This window comes from Streptomyces sp. NPDC012794, assembly GCF_042901085.1.
Lineage (GTDB): Bacteria > Actinomycetota > Actinomycetes > Streptomycetales > Streptomycetaceae > Streptomyces.
On sequence record NZ_JBIBCI010000008.1, the window covers coordinates 219,421 to 239,505 of the forward strand.

Here is a 20,085-nt window from a genome sequence, read left to right on the forward strand (position 1 = left end):
CGCCGGGTGTGCCGGCCCGCCCGGGTGCGCCGGGGCCGGGTGCGTCGCGCTGGAGGCGGCCCGGCGGGAGCGGGCCGGGCCGGTGGACCTGCGGCTGGCGGTGCCGGCCGGGGCGGCCTGGGCCGCGGCGGCCCTGGCGCTCGGGGTGCCGGGCGGGTGGAGCGCCGCCGGGGCGGGGCTCGCGGTGGCCACGGCGGGCGTGCTGCTGCTGGTCGGCTCCAGGCGGCCGCAGCCGCGGTGGAGGGTCGGACCGGCCGTGGCCGCCGCGCTGCTGTGCGCCGCCGCGGGGGCGGGGGTGGCCGGGCTGGAGCGTGCCGGGGCGCGGGCGGGACCCGTGGCCCGGCTGGCCGGCGAACACGCCCGGGTGCGCGCGGAGCTCACCGTCGGCTCCGACCCCCGGGTGGCCCGCGGCGGGGCCGGGCCGCCGCTGGTGGTGCTGGACGCGGTGGTGACCGGGGTGAGCGGGCCCGACGGGACGCGGACCCGGGTGGAGACCCCGGTCCGGGTGCTGGCCGGGCATCCGGGATGGGCCGTTCTGGAGCCCTCGACCCGGGTCGTGGTGGTGGCCCGGCTGGCGCCGGCACGGGCCGGGGAGCGGGCCGTGGCGCTGCTCCGCCCTCCGGGGGACGCCCCGCCCGGGGTGACGGGCGGCCCCGACCGGGTGCAGCGGCTCGCGGGGGTGCTGCGCGCCGGGCTGCGGGAGGCCACCGACGGGCTCCCGGCGGACGCCAGGGCCCTGCTGCCGGGCCTGGTGGTCGGGGACACCTCGCGGGTCCCGCCCGAGCTGCACGAGGCGTTCAGGGCCACCGACCTGCTGCACCTGCTGGCCGTCTCCGGGTCCAACCTCACCGTGGTGCTGTACCTGCTGATCGGGCCCCCGGCCCGCGCGCAGCACGCCGAGCGGCGCGGGCTCGCTCCCCGGCTGGGGCTCTCGCTGCGGGCCACCGCGCTGGGCGGCGCGGCGCTGACGCTGGCCTTCGTGGTGGTGTGCCGGCCCGACCCGAGCGTGCTGCGGGCCGCCGCGTGCGGGGCGGTCACCCTGCTGGCCCTCGCCACAGGCCGGCGCAGGTCCCTCATCCCGGCGCTGGCCGGGGCCGTGCTGCTGCTGGTGCTCTACGACCCGTGGCTGGCCCGCAGTTACGGGTTCCTCCTCTCGGTGCTGGCCACCGGGGCACTGCTCACCCTCGGGCCCCGCTGGGCCGGGGCCCTGCGGCGGCGGGGGACCCCGCCGCGTCTCGCCGACGCCCTGGGGGCGGCCCTCGCGGCGCAGGCCGTGTGCGCGCCGGTGGTGGCGGTGCTCTCCGCCCGGGTGAGCCTGGTCGCGGTGCCGTGCAACCTGCTGGCGGAGCTGGCGGCGGGCCCCGCCACCGTGCTCGGCTTCGCGGTCCTCGCGGTGGCCCCGCTGTGCATGCCCGCGGCGGAGCTGCTGGCCCGGTGCGCCGCGGTGCCCGCCGGGTGGATCGCCGCCGTGGCGCGGGGCGGGGCGCGGCTGCCGGGGGCGGAGCTGCCCTGGCCGGGCGGGCTCGGGGGCGGGCTGTTGCTGGGGGTGGTCACGCCGGCCGTCGTGTGGTTCGGGGTCCGGATCGGGCGGCGGCGCGGGGTCTGCGCCGCCGTGGCCGTACTGCTGCTGATCGTGGTGCTGAGGCCGCCGCAGCTGATCCGTACGGTCACCGGATGGCCGCCGCCGGGCTGGAGTTACGTCCAGTGCGCCGTGGGCCAGGGTGATGCCGCCGTGCTCGCCGCCGGTCCGGGGACGGCCGTCGTGGTGGACGCCGGGCCGGAACCGGGGCCGGTGGACGACTGCCTGCGCCGCCTGGGCGTGAACCGGGTCCCGCTGCTCTTGCTGACGCACTTCCACGCCGACCACGTGGGAGGGGTTTCCGGGGTGCTGCGGGGCCGGTCCGTGGGTGTGATCGAAACCACCACCCTGGAGGAGCCGCCCGCGCAGGCGGCCGCGGTCCGGCGGGCGGCCGCGCGGGCCGGGGTGCCCGTCGTGCCGGCGGTGCCGGGGGAGCGGCGCCGGACCGGGCGGCTGGAGTGGCAGGTGCTGTGGCCGTCCGCGCGGGCTCCGGTGCCCCAGGGGCCGAACGACGCGAGCGTAGCCCTGCTGGTGCGCGCCTCGGGCCTGACGCTCCTGCTGCTGGGAGATCTCGAACCACCCTCCCAGGAGGCCCTTCTGAGGGAGCATCCGGAGTTGGGGCCGGTGGACGTGCTCAAGGTCGCCCATCACGGTTCGGCGCACCAGGACCCCGGCCTCCAGGGCCGGATCCGGCCACGGATCGCGATCGTCCCGGTCGGGGCGGACAACCGCTACGGACACCCCGCGCCGAGGACGATCGCGCAGCTCAGAGCCCATGGGGCGACCGTGCTGCGCACCGATGAGGACGGTTCCGTGGCGGTCGCCGGGAGCGGTGCGGGGATGCGTGCGTTTCCGGCCAGGCGGCGTCCGGACCGGCCTGGGCATACCGGGCGCGACCACTCTGTTTGCCCCCAACCCGACAGCATGATCGAATGCGTCTTCGCGAGCACGGTCCAAGTCCACACAGCACGGGGGTGCACCAGTCATGTTCGGTCGCAGGCGGGGGACGGATCCGGCCGCGGGTGCCGGGCCGCAGACATCCGCGACGCTCACCTTGCCGCCCACGGCCCGCCTGTTGAGCTGCCGGGTGCTCGATACGGTCCACCAGCCGATCCGGCAGGCCAAGTTCGAGGTCACGGACCCGATCGGCCGACGGGTCGTCAGCGGCGAGACCGATCCGTACGGCGGGTTCACGGCGGCCATGCCGGAGGGCGAGTACCGGCTCACGGTGACCGCCGAGGGCTACGCGTCCTTCCACGGGGCGACGCTGGTGGGGGACCCGGCGCAGCCCGGCACGGCGGAGATCGTCCTGGACGCGATGGAGCCGCCGCTGCTGCCGCAGCCCGGCCACTGGGAACTGGACCCGACGCATTCGTCGATCGCCTTCACGGCCCGGCACATGGGCTTCGCCCGGATCCGCGGCCGGTTCGCGACCTTCGCCGGCGCGGTGCGGATAGCCGAGCGCATGGAGGACTCCACCATGCACGTGATCATCGACACGGCGAGCATCGACACCGGGATGCGCAGGCGGGACGACCACCTGCGGTCCGCCGACTTCCTGGACGCGCCCCGCAACCCGCGGGTGGAGTTCTACAGCGAGCGGTTCATCCACCGCAGCGGCAGCCGCTGGGCGGTCGCCGGGGCCCTTACGCTCCGCGGGGTCAGCCGTTCCGTCACCCTCGACACCCAGTACCTGGGGAACGGCACGGGCCTGGAGGGCGAGCCGCGAGCCGCCTGCCGGGCCACGGCCGAGCTGAACCGCGCGGACTTCGCCCTGAACTGGCAGTCGGTGCTGGCCCAGGGGATCGCGGCGATCGGGCCGAGCGTGGAAGTGGAGCTGGACGTACAGATCGTCCACAAGGCGTAGGGGGCGGGCGCGCCGTCCTACGGGGCTTCCAGCCAGCCCTCGTACTCGGCGGCGAGCTCGTCCAGCGCGGGGGCGTCGAGGTGTCCGCGGGGGTCCTCGACGACCACCAGCCACTGGGCGTCCTCGGCGTCGTCCTCGCCGGCGAGGGCGTCGCGCACCAGCTGGGGTTCCTCCGGGAGGCCGAAGCGGTCGACGACCTCCTGGGCCACCTCCTCGGCGGCGTCGCGGTCGGGCAGGACCAGTACATGTCGCACGTTCACCCGACCATTCTCGGGTACCGGGCGCGGGGCGCTGTCAGTGCGGCGTGGGATGCTGGGGGCGATGGCCACCAGGAAGAACCCCACCGACGATCCGCTCGCCCCGATCACCCTCGCGGTGGGGCAGGAGGACCTGCTGCTCGACCGCGCCGTGCGGGAGGTGGTGACGGCCGCCCGCGCTGCCGACGCCGACACCGACGTACGGGACCTCTCCTCCGAGCAGCTCCAGCCCGGCACGCTGGCGGAGCTGACCAGCCCCTCGCTGTTCTCCGAACGGAAGGTCCTGATCGTGCGGGGCGCCCAGGACCTGGGCGCGGACGCGGCGAAGGAGCTCAAGGCGTACCTCGCCGATCCGTACGAGGAGATCACCGTCGTCCTCCTGCACGCGGGCGGGGTGAAGGGCAAGGGCCTGCTGGACGCGGCGCGCAAGGCGGGTGCCCGCGAGGTCGCCTGCCCGAAGATGACCAAGGCGGCGGACCGGCTGTCGTTCGTGCGCGGGGAGTTCCGGACGCTGGGGCGTTCCGCGACCCCCGAGGCCTGCCAGAACCTGGTCGACGCGATCGGCAGCGACCTGCGCGAGCTGGCGAGCGCGGCGGCGCAGCTGTGCGCGGACGTGGAGGGCACGATCGACGAGGCCGTGGTCGGCCGCTACTACACGGGCCGGGCCGAGGCCTCCAGCTTCACGGTCGCCGACCGGGCGGTCGAGGGCCGGGCCGCGGAGGCCCTCGAAGCCCTCCGCTGGTCCCTCGCGACGGGCGTCGCCCCCGTCCTGATCACCAGCGCCCTGGCGCAGGCCGTCCGGGCCATCGGCAAGCTCGCCTCCGCCCCGCGCGGGGCCCGTCCGGGCGACCTCGCCCGGGACCTCGGCATGCCGCCGTGGAAGATCGACCGGGTCCGGCAGCAGATGAGGGGCTGGTCGGCGGACGGCGTCGCGGACGCGCTGCGCGCCGTGGCCGCGGCCGACGCGGGCGTGAAGGGCGGCGGGGACGACCCGGAGTACGCCTTGGAGAAGGCGGTCGTGGCGGTCGCCCGCGCGGCCCGCCCCCAGCGCCGCTGACCCGCCACGCCCCGGCGCCACTTCCTGCGCTCCCGGGGCACCGGTGCGCCGGCCGGCCGTTGACCGCCGGACACACGAAGGCCCCGGACCCGCCCTGGGGAAGGGCGGAGGCCGGGGCCTTCGGTCACTGCTGTGTGCGCCGCACCCGCGTGGCGAACGCAGGCCGCGTGCGGCGCGGGGTGCCGGTCAGGAGCGGAAGAGAGGGCCCGCTGGGTCCGTCCCGGCGTTCACATCGAGTGCGGAACTCAGATGGCGGCAACCTTGGAGGCCAGCGCCGACTTCTTGTTGGCGGCGGCGTTCTTGTGGATGACACCCTTCGAGACGGCCTTGTCCAGCTTCTTGGAAGCCAGGCGGGCCGCAGCGGTGGCCTTCTCCGCGTCGCCGGCGAGGATCGCCTCGTTGGCCTTGCGGATGAAGGTGCGCAGCTCGGACTTGACCGACTTGTTGCGAAGGCGAGCCTTCTCGTTGGTCTTGTTCCGCTTGATCTGGGACTTGATGTTCGCCACGAAAGAGCCTTTTCAGGTTCAGAGTATTTTCCGGATTGTGTCCCGTCTGCTGAGAGGGCATGCGAGACACAGCCACCCAGGCTACCAGGCACGCTTCGACCGGCCCAAACCGAGCGCATCCCCGCGTCCATGGGACCATGGGAGTCTGCGTACCGATCCGACAGCAGATCCGACAGCGACCCGAGAATCAGGACACTGCGTGCCCGCCATCCCCAGCCACGTGCCCGAGCCGAGCCGTACCGACCCGGCGCTGATCCGTAACTTCTGCATCATCGCGCACATCGACCACGGCAAGTCGACCCTTGCCGACCGGATGCTCCAGCTCACCGGCGTCGTCGACCAGCGGCAGATGCGCGCCCAGTACCTCGACCGTATGGACATCGAGCGTGAGCGCGGCATCACGATCAAGTCCCAGGCGGTCCGTCTGCCCTGGGCCCCCACCGAGGGTGCGGGCACGGGCACCACGCACATCCTGAACATGATCGACACCCCCGGGCACGTCGACTTCACCTACGAGGTCTCGCGCTCCCTCGCCGCGTGCGAGGGCACGATCCTCCTGGTGGACGCCGCCCAGGGCATCGAGGCCCAGACCCTCGCCAACCTGTACCTGGCGATGGAGAACGACCTCGCGATCGTCCCGGTCCTCAACAAGATCGATCTTCCGGCCGCCCAGCCGGAGAAGTTCGCCGAGGAGCTGGCGAACCTGGTCGGCTGCGACCCGGACGACGTGCTGCGGGTCTCGGCGAAGACCGGTCTCGGTGTGGACGCCCTGCTCAACCGCGTCGTCGAGACCGTCCCGGCCCCGGTCGGCGTCAAGGACGCCCCCGCCCGCGCGATGATCTTCGACTCGGTCTACGACTCGTACCGCGGCGTCGTCACCTACGTCCGTGTCGTCGACGGCCAGCTCAACAAGCGCGAGCGCATCAGGATGATGTCGACCGGCGCCACCCACGAGCTGCTGGAGATCGGCGTCTCCTCCCCGGAGATGACCCCGGCCGACGGCATCGGCGTTGGCGAGGTGGGCTACATCATCACCGGCGTGAAGGACGTCCGTCAGTCCAAGGTCGGTGACACGATCACCAGCCTGCACAACGGGGCGACCGAGGCCCTCGGCGGCTACAAGGACCCGAAGCCGATGGTCTTCTCGGGCCTGTACCCGCTGGACGGCTCGGACTACCCGGACCTGCGCGAGGCCCTGGACAAGCTCCAGCTCAACGACGCCGCGCTGGTGTACGAGCCCGAGACCTCGGCGGCGCTGGGCTTCGGCTTCCGCGTCGGCTTCCTCGGCCTGCTGCACCTGGACGTGGTCCGCGAGCGCCTGGAGCGCGAGTTCGGCCTCGACCTGATCGCCACCGCGCCGAACGTGGTCTACCGGGTGGTGCTGGAGGACGGCAAGGAAGTCACCGTCACCAACCCGAGCGAGTTCCCCGAAGGCAAGATCAAGGACGTCTTCGAGCCGGTCGTACGGGCCACGATCCTCGCGCCCAGCGAGTTCATCGGCGCGATCATGGAGCTCTGCCAGCAGCGCCGCGGCACCCTGCTCGGCATGGACTACCTCTCCGAGGACCGCGTCGAGATCCGCTACACGCTCCCCCTCGCGGAGATCGTGTTCGACTTCTTCGACCAGCTGAAGTCCAAGACGCGCGGTTACGCCTCCCTCGACTACGAGCCCACCGGCGAGCAGGCCTCCAGCCTGGTCAAGGTCGACATCCTGCTGCATGGCGACAAGGTCGACGCCTTCTCCGCCGTCTGCCACAAGGACGCCGCCTACGCCTACGGCGTGCGCCTGGTGGCCAAGCTGCGCGAGCTCATCCCGCGGCAGGCCTTCGAGGTGCCGATCCAGGCCGCGGTCGGCTCCCGCGTCATCGCCCGCGAGACCATCCGCGCCATCCGCAAGGACGTCCTCGCCAAGTGCTACGGCGGTGACATCTCCCGCAAGCGGAAGCTGCTGGAGAAGCAGAAGGAAGGCAAGAAGCGGATGAAGATGGTCGGCTCCGTGGAGGTCCCGCAGGAGGCCTTCATCGCCGTCCTGTCCAGCGACGAGTCCGGCGCCAAGAAGAAGTAGCCGCCGTATGCGAAACAGGCCCCCGAGCGTAGGCTCGGGGGCCTGTTTCGTTATGAATCGGCCGCCGGATGGCTCTTACGCGCCAGGCGGAGGCCCCCTAGTCTGAGTAGCGGTTACTCGCCAGTTACATGCTCGTAGTCATGCCCGTAGTCATGCCGAACAGGCCCTGCCGCGTGGTCCGGAGGACGTCCGTGAGCGACACACAGACCTTGATCGAGAACCGCCCGCCCACCGTGGCGGCCCTCTTCCTTGACCGCGTCGCCGCCACGCCGAACGCGGAGGCCTACCGCTTCCCGGTGGCCGCGGCCGGCCGCGAAGGCGGTCCCGACGACTGGAAGTCGCTCAGCTGGGGGCAGGCCGCCGACCGGGTCTTCGCCATCGCCGCCGGCCTCATCGGCCTCGGCCTGCGCGCCGAGGACCGGGTCGCGCTCGCCTCCAACACCCGCGTCGAGTGGATCCTCTCGGACCTCGGTGTGATGTGTGCCGGCGGCGCCGTGACCACCATCTACCCCAGCACCAACGCCGACGAGTCCGCCTTCATCCTCTCGGACTCCGAGAGCCGGGTGCTGATCGCCGAGGACGCCGCCCAGCTGGCCAAGGCCCGCGAGCGCCGCGCCGACCTGCCCGACCTCGCCCACGTGGTGGTCCTGGAGGCCGCCGACGCCGTCCCCGCCGAGGGCGACCCGGAGGGCTGGGTGCTCTCCCTCGCCGAGCTGGAGGAGCGCGGCAGGGAACACCTCGCCCAGCACCCCGCGGCGGTCAAGGAGCGGATCGCGGCCATCACCCCCGACCAGCTCGCCACCCTCATCTACACCTCCGGCACCACCGGCCGCCCCAAGGGCGTCCGCCTCCCGCACGACAACTGGTCGTACATGGCCAAGGCCACCGTCGCCACCGGCATGATCCACTCGGACGACGTCCAGTACCTGTGGCTGCCGCTGGCCCACGTCTTCGGCAAGGTGCTCACCTCCGGCCAGATCGAGGTCGGGCACGTCACCGCCGTCGACGGCCGCATCGACAAGATCATCGAGAACCTGCCGGTCGTCCAGCCCACCTACATGGCCGCCGTCCCGCGCATCTTCGAGAAGGTCTACAACGGCGTGGCCGCCAAGGCCCGGGCGGGCGGCGGGGCCAAGTACAAGATCTTCCAGTGGTCGGTCGGCGTCGCCCGCGAGTACGCCAAGGTCACCCAGGACAACTACCGCCGCACCGGCCGGGCCACGGCCCCCTTCGCCCTCTCCGCCAAGCACAAGATCGCCGACACGCTCGTCTACTCCAAGCTCCGCGAGGCCTTCGGCGGCCGCCTGCGCGCCGCCATCTCCGGAGCCTCCGCCCTGGCCCCCGACATCGGCTACTTCTTCTCCGGCGCCGGCATCCACATCCTGGAGGGCTACGGCCTGACCGAGTCCAGCGCGGCCTCCTTCGTCAACCCGGGCGAGGCCTACCGCACCGGCACCGTCGGCAAGCCGCTCCCCGGCACCGAGGTCCGCATCGCCGACGACGGCGAGGTCATGCTGCGCGGCCCCGGCATCATGCAGGGCTACCACGGCCAGCCCGAGAAGACCGCCGAGGTCCTGGAAAGCGACGGCTGGCTGCACACCGGCGACATCGGCGAGCTCTCCCCGGACGGCTACCTGCGCATCACCGACCGCAAGAAGGACCTGATCAAGACCTCGGGTGGCAAGTACGTCGCCCCGGCGGAGATCGAGGGCCGGTTCAAGGCGATCTGCCCGTACGTGTCGGCCATCGTCGTCCACGGGGCCGACCGGAACTTCTGCTCGGCCCTGGTCGCCCTCGACGAGCCCGCGATCCTGGGCTGGGCCACCGAGAACGGCCTGGAGGGCAAGACGTACGCGGAGGTCCTCGCGGCGCCGGAGACCGGCCGCCTGATCGAGACGTACGTGCAGACCCTCAACGAGGGCCTCCAGCGCTGGCAGACGATCAAGAAGTTCCGCATCCTGCCGCGCGATCTCGACGTCGAACACGGCGACCTCACCCCCAGCCTCAAGTTGAAGCGCCCGGTCGTCGAGCGTGAGTTCAAGCACCTCATCGACGAAATGTACGAGGGCTCCCGGGAGGCCTAGTCCGGCCCCGGCCGGGGGCGTAAACGACCATGGGGCGGTGCGGGACAATGGCGTCATGCCTTCCGCACTGCCCGATGGTGAACCCATGCCCGAAGACGGCTCGCTTCCGTCGCACGCCCTGGAGGGCGCCGGGGGGCGGCCGCTGGGCTTCTACCTGCACGTCCCGTACTGCGCCACGCGTTGCGGGTACTGCGACTTCAACACCTACACCGCCACCGAGCTGCGCGGTACCGGCGGCGTGCTCGCCTCCCGGGAGAACTACGCCGACACCCTGATCGGCGAGGTCCGCCTCGCCCGCGAGGTGCTCGGCGACGACCCGCGCGCCGTGCGGACCGTCTTCGTCGGCGGCGGCACGCCCACGCTGCTGCCCGCGCGGGACCTCGTACGGATGCTCGCGGCGATCCGCGACGAGTTCGGGCTGGCCGAGGACGCCGAGGTCACCACCGAGGCCAACCCGGAGTCCGTGAACCCGGACTACCTGGCGGAGCTGCGGGCCGGCGGCTTCAACCGGATCTCCTTCGGCATGCAGAGCGCCCGGCAGCACGTCCTGAAGGTGCTGGACCGCACGCACACCCCCGGGCGCCCCGAGGCGTGCGTCGCGGAGGCGCGGGCCGCGGGCTTCGAGCACGTCAACCTCGACCTGATCTACGGCACCCCGGGGGAGTCCGACGACGACTGGCGGGCCTCGCTGGAGGCCGCGCTCGGCGCCGGGCCCGACCACGTCAGCGCGTACGCCCTGATCGTCGAGGAGGGCACGCAGCTGGCCCGCCGGATCCGCCGCGGCGAGGTCCCGATGACCGACGACGACGTGCACGCCGACCGGTACCTGATCGCCGACGAGGTCATGGAGCGGGCCGGGTACTCCTGGTACGAGGTGTCGAACTGGGCCACCTCCGAGGCCGGCCGCTGCCTGCACAACGAGCTGTACTGGCGCGGCGCCGACTGGTGGGGCGCGGGCCCGGGTGCCCACTCGCACGTCGGCGGGGTGCGCTGGTGGAACGTGAAGCACCCCGGCGCGTACGCGGCCGCACTGGCGGAGGGACGGTCGCCGGGCGCGGGGCGCGAGCTGCTGTCGGCGGAGGACCGGCGCGTGGAGCGGATCCTGCTGGAGCTGCGGCTGGTGGACGGCGTCCCGCTGTCCCTGCTGGCCCCCGCGGGCCTCGCGGCCTCCCGCCGTGCCCTGGCCGACGGCCTCCTGGAGGCCGGGCCGTACGACGCGGGGCGGGCGGTGCTGACGCTGCGCGGGCGGCTGCTGGCCGACGCCGTGGTGCGGGACCTGGTCGACTGACCAGGTCCCGGCGCAGGGGCGGGGTCAGCTCGGCCAGCTGTTGCGCCAGGGCTTGTAGTGCGGGTTGTCCTGGCACTCGTCCATGATCTCGGTCTTGGAGGTCTTGTCGACCGGGCACACCGCGACGATGAAGGAGCGGTCGATGCCGCCGGGGAAGGCGACCTCCACCTGGGAGGCGTACTTGTGGGTGTCGCCGATGGTCTGGTTGACGTCCACCCCGCCCGGGGCGTCGATGTAGTAGTTCCAGCCGCTCTTCCACCAGGTCTTGTACAGGTCGTGGTCGTAGGTGGTCGACACGTACGGGGAGGGCTGGTTGACCAGCACGTACTGCTCGATGTCGTACTGGCCGTCCAGGGGTGCCTTCGGCTTGAAGCCCTCCTCGAAGACCACCGACGGCGGACGGCCGTCGGAGCGGTAGAGCTGCTTGCAGTTGATCCGCCAGGACGGTGACGGGGTGATGCGCTCCACCACGACGGTCTTGTCCGCCGCGGCGAAGAGGTGGTCGGTCACCCGGGGACACGAGTTCGCCGGGGCGGCGTGCGCCGTGGCCGAGGCGGAGGCGGGCGGGAGCAGGGCGGCGGCGAGCACGGTCGCGGCGAGGACGGCGCGCTGCCGCAGAGCAAAGGTGATCATGGTGAGCACCCTTGCCCTTCGTGGCGCTCCGCACACGCACTGTCACCCGGAGGTGGGCGAGTCGTCCGACGGTGCGCGGTGCCTCGGCGTGCCGCGCCTCAGGGCGCCGTGACGAAGTCGATCAGCTCCTCGACGCGGCCCAGCAGCGTCGGTTCCAGGTCCCGGTACGAGGACACCCGCGACAGGATGTGCTGCCAGGCGGCCCCCGTGTTCGCGGGCCAGCCCAGCGCACGGCAGACGCCCGTCTTCCAGTCCTGGCCGCGCGGCACCTCCGGCCATGCCCGGATGCCCAGCACGGACGGCTTCACCGCCTGCCAGACGTCCACGTACGGGTGACCCACCACCAGCACGTCCGCTGAGGTCACCGAGGCCGCGATCCGGGACTCCTTGGACCCCGGCACCAGGTGGTCCACCAGCACGCCGAGACGGGCGTCCGGCCCCGGGGCGAACTCCTCCACCACGGCGGCCAGGTCGTCGACGCCCTCCAGGTACTCCACCACCACGCCCTCGATCCGCAGGTCGTCGCCCCACACCCGCTCGACCAGCTCGGCGTCGTGCCGCCCCTCCACGTAGATCCGCCCGGCGCGCGCCACCCGGGCCCGCGCCCCCGGGACGGCGATCGAGCCGGAGGCCGTACGGGCCGGCGCGGCGGGCCCCCGCGAGGGGCGGGTCAGGGTCACCACGGCACCGTCCAGCAGGAAGCCGCGCGGCTCCAGAGGGAAGACCCGGCGCTTGCCGAAACGGTCCTCCAGGGTCACGGTGCCCGCCTCGCACGCCACCACCGCGCCGCAGAAGTCCGTACCCGCCACCTCGACCACCAGGTCCGGGTCGGCCGGCACCTCCGGCACGGCCTTGGCGCGCTTCCACTGCGGGGTCAGGTCGGGGGAGTACTCACGCATCCGGCCGACACTAGGAGAGCCGGCGCCCTCACGCCTCCGACACGCCGAACCGGCCCGCCAGTGTGGCGCGTTGCGCACGCACGAAGCCCGCGTCCACCAGCGCTCCGTGACCCGGCACGTACACCGCGTCGTCCCCGCCCAGGGACAGCAGCCGGTCCAGGGCGGCCGGCCACTGGCCCGGCACCGCGTCCCGGCCGGCCTGGGGCTCGCCCGACTCCTCGACCAGGTCCCCGCAGAACACCGCCTCCCGCTCGCCCGGCACGAAGACGGCCAGGTCGTGCTGGGAGTGCGCGGGCCCCACGTTGGCCAGCAGCACCTGCACCCCGCCCAGCTCCAGGGTCCACTCGCCCGACACCAGGTGCCGCGGTGCCCGGAGCAGCCCGGCCGCCTCGGCGGCCTCCGCCTCCGCCAGGCCGTGCCGGACCGCGCTCGCCCGTACCTCCTCGCGGCCGGTGGGGGCCGACAGCATCCGGTCCAGGCCGACCGCCCCGAAGGTCTCGGCGCCCGCGAAGGCCGCCCCGCCCAGCACGTGGTCGAAATGTCCGTGCGTGAATGCGATATGGGTCACGCGGCGGCCCGTCAGCCGCTCCGCCTCGGCCCGCACCCCCGCCCCCTCGCGCACCGAGGACCCGGGGTCGACCAACAGTACCGACTCGTCCCCCACCACCAGCCCCACCGTGCAGTCCCACACCGGCAGCCGCCGCCGGCCGACCCGTCCGGTGACCCGTTCCCAGCCCGCCTCTTCCCAACGCACGTCCATGCCGCGACGCTACCCTGGCGGGCCGCCCTTGCCCGCGGCGTACTACCCGGCCGTACACTGACCGGGGGATGTCTGGCACTCAGACGCGCAGAGTGCCAACAAGCCAGCGACCGGCCCCCGACGGCCAGACCGACGACCGACCCGCATCCGGAGGTGTGCGCGATGCTCAGTGAACGCAGGCTCGAGGTATTGCGCGCCATCGTCCAGGACTACGTGGGGACGGAGGAGCCCGTCGGCTCCAAGGCCCTCACCGAGCGGCACCGGCTGGGCGTCTCGCCCGCCACCGTCCGCAACGACATGGCCGTGCTGGAGGAGGAGGGCTACATCGCCCAGCCCCACACCAGCGCCGGCCGGATCCCCACGGACAAGGGCTACCGGCTCTTCGTCGACAAGCTCGCGGGCGTCAAGCCGCTGTCGAGCCCCGAGCGCCGGGCCATCCAGAACTTCCTCGACGGCGCCGTCGACCTCGACGACGTGGTCGGGCGCACGGTGCGGCTGCTCGCGCAGCTCACCCGCCAGGTCGCCGTCGTCCAGTACCCGTCGCTGACCCGCTCCACCGTGCGGCACGTCGAGCTGCTGTCGCTGGCCCCGGCCCGGCTGATGCTCGTACTGATCACCGACACGGGACGCGTCGAGCAGCGCATGGTCGACACCCAGACGCCCTTCGGCGAGAACTCCCTCGCCGACCTGCGGGCGCGGCTCAACAGCAGGGTCGTGGGCCGTCGGTTCACCGACGTCCCGCAGCTGGTGCAGGACCTTCCGGAGTCGTTCGAGATCGAGGACCGGGCGACCGTCACGGCCGTCCTCGCGACCCTTCTCGAAACGCTGGCCGAGGAGGCGGAGGAGCGGCTGATGATCGGCGGCACCGCCAACCTCACTCGCTTCGGACATGACTTCCCCTTGACGATCAGGCCGGTGCTGGAAGCGCTCGAAGAGCACGTGGTGCTCCTCAAGCTGCTCGGCGAGGCCGGAGAGTCGGGAATGGCCGTACGGATCGGGCACGAGAACGCCTACGAGGGGCTCAACTCCACGTCGGTCGTGTCCGTCGGCTACGGTTCGGGCGGCGAAGCAGTCGCCAAACTCGGCGTGGTCGGACCGACCCGCATGGACTACCCCGGAACGATGGGAGCGGTACGCGCAGTGGCACGTTACGTCGGACAGATCCTGGCGGAGTCGTAAGTGGCCACGGACTACTACGCCGTACTCGGCGTGCGCCGCGACGCATCGCAGGACGAGATCAAGAAGGCCTTCCGCCGCCTCGCCCGTGAACTCCACCCGGACGTGAACCCGGACCCGAAGACGCAGGAGCGCTTCAAGGAGATCAACGCGGCTTACGAGGTCCTCTCGGACCCGCAGAAGAAGCAGGTCTACGACCTCGGCGGCGACCCGCTGTCCTCCTCGGGCGGCGGTGGCGGCGCGGGCGGCTTCGGAGCGGGCGGCTTCGGCAACTTCTCCGACATCATGGACGCCTTCTTCGGCCAGACCTCGCAGCGCGGCCCGCGCTCGCGGACGCGCCGCGGCCAGGACGCCATGATCCGCCTGGACCTGGAACTGGACGAGGCCGCCTTCGGCACGACCAAGGACATCCAGGTCGACACGGCCGTCGTCTGCGGCACCTGCACCGGCGAGGGCGCCGCCCCCGGCACCTCCGCGCAGACCTGTGACATGTGCCGCGGCCGCGGCGAGGTCTCCCAGGTCACCCGGTCCTTCCTCGGCCAGGTCATGACCTCGCGCCCCTGCCCGCAGTGCCAGGGCTTCGGCACCGTGGTCCCGACCCCGTGCCCCGAGTGCGCGGGCGACGGCCGGGTCCGCTCCCGCCGCAGCCTCACCGTCAAGATCCCCGCCGGTGTCGAGAACGGCACCCGGATCCAGCTCGCGGGCGAGGGCGAGGTCGGCCCCGGCGGCGGCCCCGCCGGCGACCTCTACGTGGAGATCCACGAGCTGCCGCACCCGACCTTCCAGCGGCGCCAGGACGACCTGCACTGCACGGTCACCATCCCCATGACGGCCGCGGCCCTGGGCACCAAGTGCCCGCTGGAGACGCTGGACGGCATGGAGGAGATCGACATCCGGCCCGGCACCCAGTCCGGGCAGGCCATCCCGCTGCACGGGCGCGGCGTCACCCACCTGCGCGGCGGCGGCCGGGGCGACCTGATCGTCCACGTCGAGGTCACCACTCCCGGCAAGCTCGACGCCCAGCAGGAGGAGCTGCTGCGCCAGCTCGCCAAGCTGCGCGGTGAGGAGCGGCCGATGGGGCAGTTCGCCCCCGGCCAGCAGGGCCTCTTCAGCCGCCTGAAGGACGCGTTCAACGGCCGCTGAGGCGCCCGGGAACCCGTACGGAGCCCGGTCCGGGGACGCCCCGGGCCGGGCTCCGTGCTTCCCGGATCACGGCACGCGTCGATTCCCGGACACCGCCCGGGGACGGACTATGCCAGGCGAAAGCGACGGTTCGGCGCGGTGCCCGGGACGTGGCACGATGCAGTCCATGTCCTCCGCGCCGAACGGTCTCCACCAGTACCCGATCGTGCAGGCTCCCATGGCGGGCGGCGCCTCCTGCCCGCCGCTCGTCGCCGCCGTGTGCGAGGCTGGCGGGCTCGGCTGCCTCGCCGGCGGGTACAAGACCGCCGACGGCATGTACCAGGAGATCAAGCGGACCCGCGGCCTGACCCGGCGGCCCTTCGGCGTCAACCTCTTCGTGCCGCAGACCGGCTACGTGGACCCGGCCGCCGTCGAGACCTACCGCGGGCAGCTGGCCGGCGAGGCCGGATGGTACGCGGTCTCGCTCGCCGCGGAGGACATCATCGGCACCGGCGACGACGGCTACGAGGCCAAACTCGCCATCCTGCTGGAGGACCCCGTCCCGGTGGTCTCCTTCACCTTCGGCACGCCCGCGCCCGACGTCCTGGAGCGGCTGCGCCGGGCCGGCACGCACACCGTCGTCACCGTCACCTCGGTCGACGAGGCCCGTACCGCGCAGGCGGCCGGCGCCGCCTCCGTCTGCGTCCAGGGGATCGAGGCGGGCGGCCACCAGGGCACCCACCGCGACGACCCGCAGACCGACGGCACGGCCGGCGTCGGCCTGCTCGCGCTGGTCGCGCAGGTACGCGAGGCCGTGGCCCTGCCCATCACCGCCGCGGGCGGTCTGATGCGGGGCGCGCAGATCGCGGCGGTGCTCGCGGCCGGCGCGGAGTCGGCGCAGCTCGGCACGGCCTTCCTGGCCTGCCCGGAGTCGGGCGCGCACCCGCTGCACAAGCGGGCGCTGACCGACCCGATGTTCGCCCACACGGAACTGACCCGGGCCTTCTCGGGCCGGCCCGCGCGGGGGCTGGTCAACCGCTTCATGCGGGAGCACGGGCCGTACGCCCCGGCCGCCTACCCCCAGGTCCACGACATGACCTCGGGCCTGCGCAAGGCCGCGGCGGCGGCGGGGGACCCGCAGGGCATGTCCCTGTGGGCCGGGCAGGGGCACCGGCTGGCCCGGGCGCTCCCGGCCGGGGCGCTGGTGGAAGTGCTGGTGGCGGAACTGGCCGAGGCGCAGAACGCGTTGAAGGCATTGCAGATGAGGAGAGCGTCATGACGGCCCCCGTGTTCGTGGTCGAAGAGGTTCCGGCGGGGCCGGAGTTCGTGCTGGAGGGCCCCGAGGGGCGGCACGCGGTGTCCGTGAAGCGGCTGAACCCGGGCGAGGACGTGGTCCTCACCGACGGGCGCGGCCGGTGGACGGAAGGCGTGGTCAAGGCGGCGGAGGGCAAGGACCGTCTGGTGGTCACGGATCTGGAGTCCGTGAGGGAGGAACCGGAGCCCGACGTACGGATCACCGTGGTGCAGGCCCTGCCGAAGGGCGACCGGGGCGAGGTGGCGGTCGAGACGATGACGGAGACCGGCGTCGACGCCATCGTGCCGTGGCAGGCGTCCCGTTGCATCACCCAGTGGCGCGGCGACCGGGGCGAGAAGTCCCTGGCCAAGTGGCGTTCGACGGCCCGGGAGTCGGGCAAGCAGTCGCGCCGGGTCCGCTTCCCGGAGGTGGCCGGGGCGATGTCCACGAAGCAGGTGGCCGCGCTGCTGGCGCAGGCCGACCTGGCGGTGGTGCTGCACGAGGACCGTGACGCTCCCTCGGCGGCGCTGGCCACGGCCCCGCTGCCGGAGAAGGGGTCCGTGGTGCTGGTGGTCGGTCCCGAGGGCGGGGTCTCGCCGGAGGAGCTGGCCGCCTTCGCCGCGGCCGGGGCGCTGCCGTACCGGCTGGGCCCCTCGGTGCTGCGTACGTCGACCGCCGGCACGGCGGCGACGGCGGTGCTGCTGGCGCGCACGGGGCGCTGGTCGTAGTCCGCCACCCGGGGGCGGTCCGGTGGCGGACGCCGTACGCGGCCCCGCACCGGCCCCCGGTCGCGGGGCGGCCCGGTAGCATGCCCCGACCGATCAACGTCAACGGGAGGCGCGGCAATGGCCGGGGAACCGCAGGCGGACTGCCTGTTCTGCAAGATCGTCGAGGGGACCGTCCCGGCGACGCTCGTCCGCGAGAGCGAAACGACCGTCGCCTTCCGGGACATCAACCCGCAGGCGCCCACCCACGTGCTCGTGATCCCCAAGGCGCACTACCCCGACGCGGCCTCCCTCGCCGCCGCCGAGCCGGGCGTGATCGCCGACATACTGCGTGAGGCCGGGGAGATCGCCGCCGAGGAGAAGATCGCCGACAGCGGCTACCGGGTGGTGTTCAATACCGGCGCCGGCGCGGGCCAGACCGTCTTCCACGCGCACCTGCACGTCCTCGGGGGCCGCGGCCTCCAGTGGCCGCCCGGATAAGCCGTGTCCGTACGCGAGTTCGTGGTGCTGGGCACCGCCAGTCAGGTCCCCACCCGGCACCGCAACCACAACGGCTACCTGCTGCGCTGGGACGGCGAGGGCATCCTCTTCGACCCGGGCGAGGGCACGCAGCGGCAGATGCTGCGGGCCGGGGTCGCGGCGCACGACATCAACCGGATCTGCGTCACGCACTTCCACGGCGACCACAGCCTGGGCCTGGCCGGGGTGATCCAGCGGATCAACCTCGACCAGGTCCCGCACCCCGTGACGGCGCACTACCCGGCCTCGGGGCAGAAGTTCTTCGACCGGCTGCGGTACGCCACCGCCTACCGGGAGACCGTGCGGCTCCTGGAGGAGCCGGTCGCCGCGGACGGGGTGCTCGCGCGCGGGCCCTCGTACGTCCTGGAGGCGCGGCGGCTCTCGCACCCGGTGGAGTCCTTCGGCTACCGGGTGACCGAGCCGGACGGGCGCCGGATGGTTCCCGCGCTGCTCGCGCGGTACGGGATCAAGGGGCCCGACGTCGGCCGGATCCAGCGCGAGGGGCGGCTGGAGGGGCCGGAGGGCGAGGTCACGCTGGAGGCCGTCAGCGAGCACCGGGCGGGGCAGCGGTTCGCCTTCGTCATGGACACCCGGCTCTGCGAAGGCGTGGACGCGCTGGCGGAGGGCTGCGACATGCTGGTCATCGAGTCGACCTTCCTCGACGCGGACGTCCGGCTGGCCACCGACCACGGCCACCTCACCGCCGGACAGGCGGCGCGGGTGGCACGGGACGCGGGCGTACGGCACCTGGTGCTGACGCACTTCTCGCAGCGGTACGCGGATCCGTCGGAGTTCGAACGCGAGGCCCGCGCGGCGGGATTCGAGGGGGAGCTGACGATCGCGGCGGACCTGGGGCGGGTGGCCCTGCCCAAGCGGTAGGAGGAGCGCCGGGGGTGGTGTTCCTCGGTGTTCCTCCAGTGGCGCTGGGGGCGGAGGTGAGCGGCGCTCCGGTGATGTGCGTCACACTGGGTTTTGGTCCTGCCCGGCCCGGGCAGGGCTGGCAGTTTTCCAGCCCACTCGCAGAAACGACACTTCACCGGGGAGCACACCGTGACCAGTCGGGACAGCCACATCACCCTCGACCCGCTCGGACCGGTGCGCGATCCCCAAGAGCCGGGCTGTGACGTCTTCCTGACCGGCACGGTCTTCCTCGACATCATCTTCACCGGCCTCGACTCGGCCCCCGTGCGCGGTACCGAGTCCTGGGCGCGCGGCATGGGCTCCAGCCCCGGCGGCGTCGCCAACATGGCCACCGCCCTGGCCCGGCTGGGCCTGCGCACCTCGCTGGCCGCCGCCTTCGGCGACGACCACTACGGCGAGTACTGCTGGGACGCCCTCGAACAGGGCGAGGGCATCGACCTGTCCATGTCGCGCACCGTCCCCGGCTGGCACAGCCCCGTCACGGTCTCCATGGCGTACGAGGGTGAGCGCACCATGGTCTCCCACGGCCACGAGGCACCGCCCCCGGCGGGCCCCGGCCCCTTCCCCTGGTGCCCGCCGAAGGCGCGCGCGGCGGTGGCATCCCTCGGCGCCGGGCAGACCGAGGACTGGATCTCGGAGGCGGCCCGCCGGGGCTCCAGGATCTTCGCGGACGTCGGCTGGGACGAGACCGGGCGGTGGGACCTGGGCGCCCTGGCCGACCTCCAGCACTGCGAGGCGTTCCTGCCCAACGCGGGAGAGGCGATGCGCTACACCCGGACCGAGTGTCCGCGCAGAGCGGCCCGGGCCCTCGCGGAGAAGGTCCCGGTCGCGGTGGTGACCATGGGCTCGGAGGGCTCGTACGCGGTCGACAGCCGCACCGGGGAGACGGCGGAGGCCCCCGCGATCCCGGTGGACGCCCTGGACCCGACCGGTGCGGGCGACGTGTACGTGGCCGGCTTCGTCACGGGCAGCCTGGCGGGGTGGCCGCTCGCCGACCGGCTGGCCTTCGCCGGGCTGACCGCCGCCCTCTCGGTGCAGGAGTTCGGCGGCTCCCTCTCCGCCCCGGGCTGGCCCGAGGTGGCCCACTGGTGGCGCACCGCCCCCGACGCCCTGCGGGACCGCTACGCCTTCCTGGACGCCCTCGTCCCGCCGGGCGCCGCGCCCTGCTCGCGCCGCCGGGCGGTCCCGACCATCGGCTTCCGGCACTCGGTGTAGGACCCGTCCGGGACCGCCCGGAAAACCCCTCGGGCTCGGGCGGGGGTGGACGTACCCTTGGTATTCCGGAGGTCGACGATCGGCGCGGCCCCTCAGCGGGAGGTATGCGCAGGCCACA

Annotated in this window: 17 protein-coding genes and 1 pseudogene; 13 read left to right on the plus strand and 5 right to left on the minus strand. The window is 73.2% G+C overall.

What is annotated here, in order from left to right; all coding sequences use genetic code 11:
* Positions 1-49: 49 nt before the first annotated feature.
* Both ACFY7H_RS17660 and ACFY7H_RS17665 read left to right on the plus strand, forming a co-directional pair.
* A pseudogene (locus tag ACFY7H_RS17660) lies at positions 50-2,428 on the plus strand (ComEC/Rec2 family competence protein); the annotation flags it as partial.
* Between the two features lie 136 nt (positions 2,429-2,564).
* Positions 2,565-3,446: a YceI family protein gene (locus tag ACFY7H_RS17665; protein WP_388938974.1), complete on the plus strand. Its 882-nt coding sequence runs from the start codon at positions 2,565-2,567 to the stop codon at positions 3,444-3,446.
* A 17-nt stretch (positions 3,447-3,463) separates the two neighbouring features.
* Here ACFY7H_RS17665 and ACFY7H_RS17670 read toward each other — a convergent pair whose 3' ends face one another.
* Positions 3,464-3,706 carry a hypothetical protein gene (locus ACFY7H_RS17670; protein WP_388938975.1) on the minus strand — a complete coding sequence of 81 codons (243 nt, stop codon included), beginning with the start codon at positions 3,704-3,706 and terminating at the stop codon, positions 3,464-3,466.
* A gap of 61 nt (positions 3,707-3,767) precedes the next feature.
* Here ACFY7H_RS17670 and holA point away from each other — a divergent pair, with 61 nt between their 5' ends.
* Positions 3,768-4,760 carry a DNA polymerase III subunit delta gene (holA, locus tag ACFY7H_RS17675; protein ID WP_388938977.1) on the plus strand — a complete coding sequence of 331 codons (993 nt, stop codon included), beginning with the start codon at positions 3,768-3,770 and terminating at the stop codon, positions 4,758-4,760.
* Between the two features lie 245 nt (positions 4,761-5,005).
* Here the strand turns inward: holA and rpsT are convergent, their stop codons facing one another.
* A complete protein-coding gene (gene rpsT, locus ACFY7H_RS17680) occupies positions 5,006-5,266 on the minus strand; it encodes a 30S ribosomal protein S20 (RefSeq protein ID WP_030030523.1) in 261 nt (86 codons plus the stop codon).
* A 199-nt stretch (positions 5,267-5,465) separates the two neighbouring features.
* Here rpsT and lepA point away from each other — a divergent pair, with 199 nt between their 5' ends.
* The 3 genes from lepA to hemW all read left to right on the plus strand — a co-directional run bounded on the left by lepA (position 5,466) and on the right by hemW (position 10,703).
* The gene (gene lepA, locus ACFY7H_RS17685; protein WP_388938980.1) at positions 5,466-7,331 is read left to right on the plus strand and encodes a translation elongation factor 4; all 1,866 of its coding nucleotides are present in this window, start codon (positions 5,466-5,468) and stop codon (positions 7,329-7,331) included.
* Positions 7,332-7,522: 191 nt separating this feature from the next.
* Positions 7,523-9,415 carry an AMP-dependent synthetase/ligase gene (locus ACFY7H_RS17690; protein ID WP_388938981.1) on the plus strand — a complete coding sequence of 631 codons (1,893 nt, stop codon included), beginning with the start codon at positions 7,523-7,525 and terminating at the stop codon, positions 9,413-9,415.
* A gap of 55 nt (positions 9,416-9,470) precedes the next feature.
* Positions 9,471-10,703, plus strand: coding sequence for a radical SAM family heme chaperone HemW (gene hemW, locus ACFY7H_RS17695; protein WP_388938982.1), 1,233 nt, complete (start codon positions 9,471-9,473; stop codon positions 10,701-10,703).
* 24 nt (positions 10,704-10,727) lie between these two features.
* On the opposite strand, the gene ACFY7H_RS17700 is transcribed toward hemW, so the two are convergent.
* The 3 genes from ACFY7H_RS17700 to ACFY7H_RS17710 form a co-directional block, all read right to left on the minus strand.
* Positions 10,728-11,336, minus strand: a complete 609-nt coding sequence (locus tag ACFY7H_RS17700; protein WP_388938984.1) for an ADP-ribosyltransferase — start codon at positions 11,334-11,336, stop codon at positions 10,728-10,730.
* 98 nt (positions 11,337-11,434) lie between these two features.
* Positions 11,435-12,235 (minus strand): DUF3097 domain-containing protein, encoded by an 801-nt coding sequence (locus ACFY7H_RS17705; RefSeq protein ID WP_388938985.1) that lies wholly within the window; start codon positions 12,233-12,235, stop codon positions 11,435-11,437.
* Between the two features lie 28 nt (positions 12,236-12,263).
* Positions 12,264-12,995 carry an MBL fold metallo-hydrolase gene (locus tag ACFY7H_RS17710; RefSeq protein WP_388938986.1) on the minus strand — a complete coding sequence of 244 codons (732 nt, stop codon included), beginning with the start codon at positions 12,993-12,995 and terminating at the stop codon, positions 12,264-12,266.
* Between the two features lie 162 nt (positions 12,996-13,157).
* On the opposite strand from ACFY7H_RS17710, the gene hrcA reads away from it, so the two are divergent.
* The 7 genes from hrcA (at position 13,158) to ACFY7H_RS17745 (ending at position 19,967) form a co-directional block, all read left to right on the plus strand.
* Positions 13,158-14,174: a heat-inducible transcriptional repressor HrcA gene (hrcA, locus tag ACFY7H_RS17715; RefSeq protein WP_388938988.1), complete on the plus strand. Its 1,017-nt coding sequence runs from the start codon at positions 13,158-13,160 to the stop codon at positions 14,172-14,174.
* A complete protein-coding gene (dnaJ, locus tag ACFY7H_RS17720; RefSeq protein WP_388938990.1) occupies positions 14,175-15,314 on the plus strand; it encodes a molecular chaperone DnaJ in 1,140 nt (379 codons plus the stop codon).
* Between the two features lie 166 nt (positions 15,315-15,480).
* Positions 15,481-16,572 carry a nitronate monooxygenase gene (locus ACFY7H_RS17725; RefSeq protein ID WP_388938991.1) on the plus strand — a complete coding sequence of 364 codons (1,092 nt, stop codon included), beginning with the start codon at positions 15,481-15,483 and terminating at the stop codon, positions 16,570-16,572.
* A complete protein-coding gene (locus tag ACFY7H_RS17730) occupies positions 16,569-17,315 on the plus strand; it encodes a 16S rRNA (uracil(1498)-N(3))-methyltransferase (protein WP_388938993.1) in 747 nt (248 codons plus the stop codon). Before ACFY7H_RS17725 ends, ACFY7H_RS17730 begins: the two co-directional genes overlap by 4 nt.
* 117 nt (positions 17,316-17,432) lie before the next feature.
* Positions 17,433-17,792 carry a histidine triad nucleotide-binding protein gene (locus ACFY7H_RS17735; protein WP_388938995.1) on the plus strand — a complete coding sequence of 120 codons (360 nt, stop codon included), beginning with the start codon at positions 17,433-17,435 and terminating at the stop codon, positions 17,790-17,792.
* Between the two features lie 3 nt (positions 17,793-17,795).
* Positions 17,796-18,710, plus strand: coding sequence for a ribonuclease Z (locus ACFY7H_RS17740; RefSeq protein WP_388938997.1), 915 nt, complete (start codon positions 17,796-17,798; stop codon positions 18,708-18,710).
* A gap of 171 nt (positions 18,711-18,881) precedes the next feature.
* On the plus strand, positions 18,882-19,967 hold the full coding sequence (locus ACFY7H_RS17745) for a carbohydrate kinase family protein (protein WP_388938998.1): 1,086 nt from the start codon (positions 18,882-18,884) through the stop codon (positions 19,965-19,967).
* Positions 19,968-20,085 lie beyond the last annotated feature (118 nt).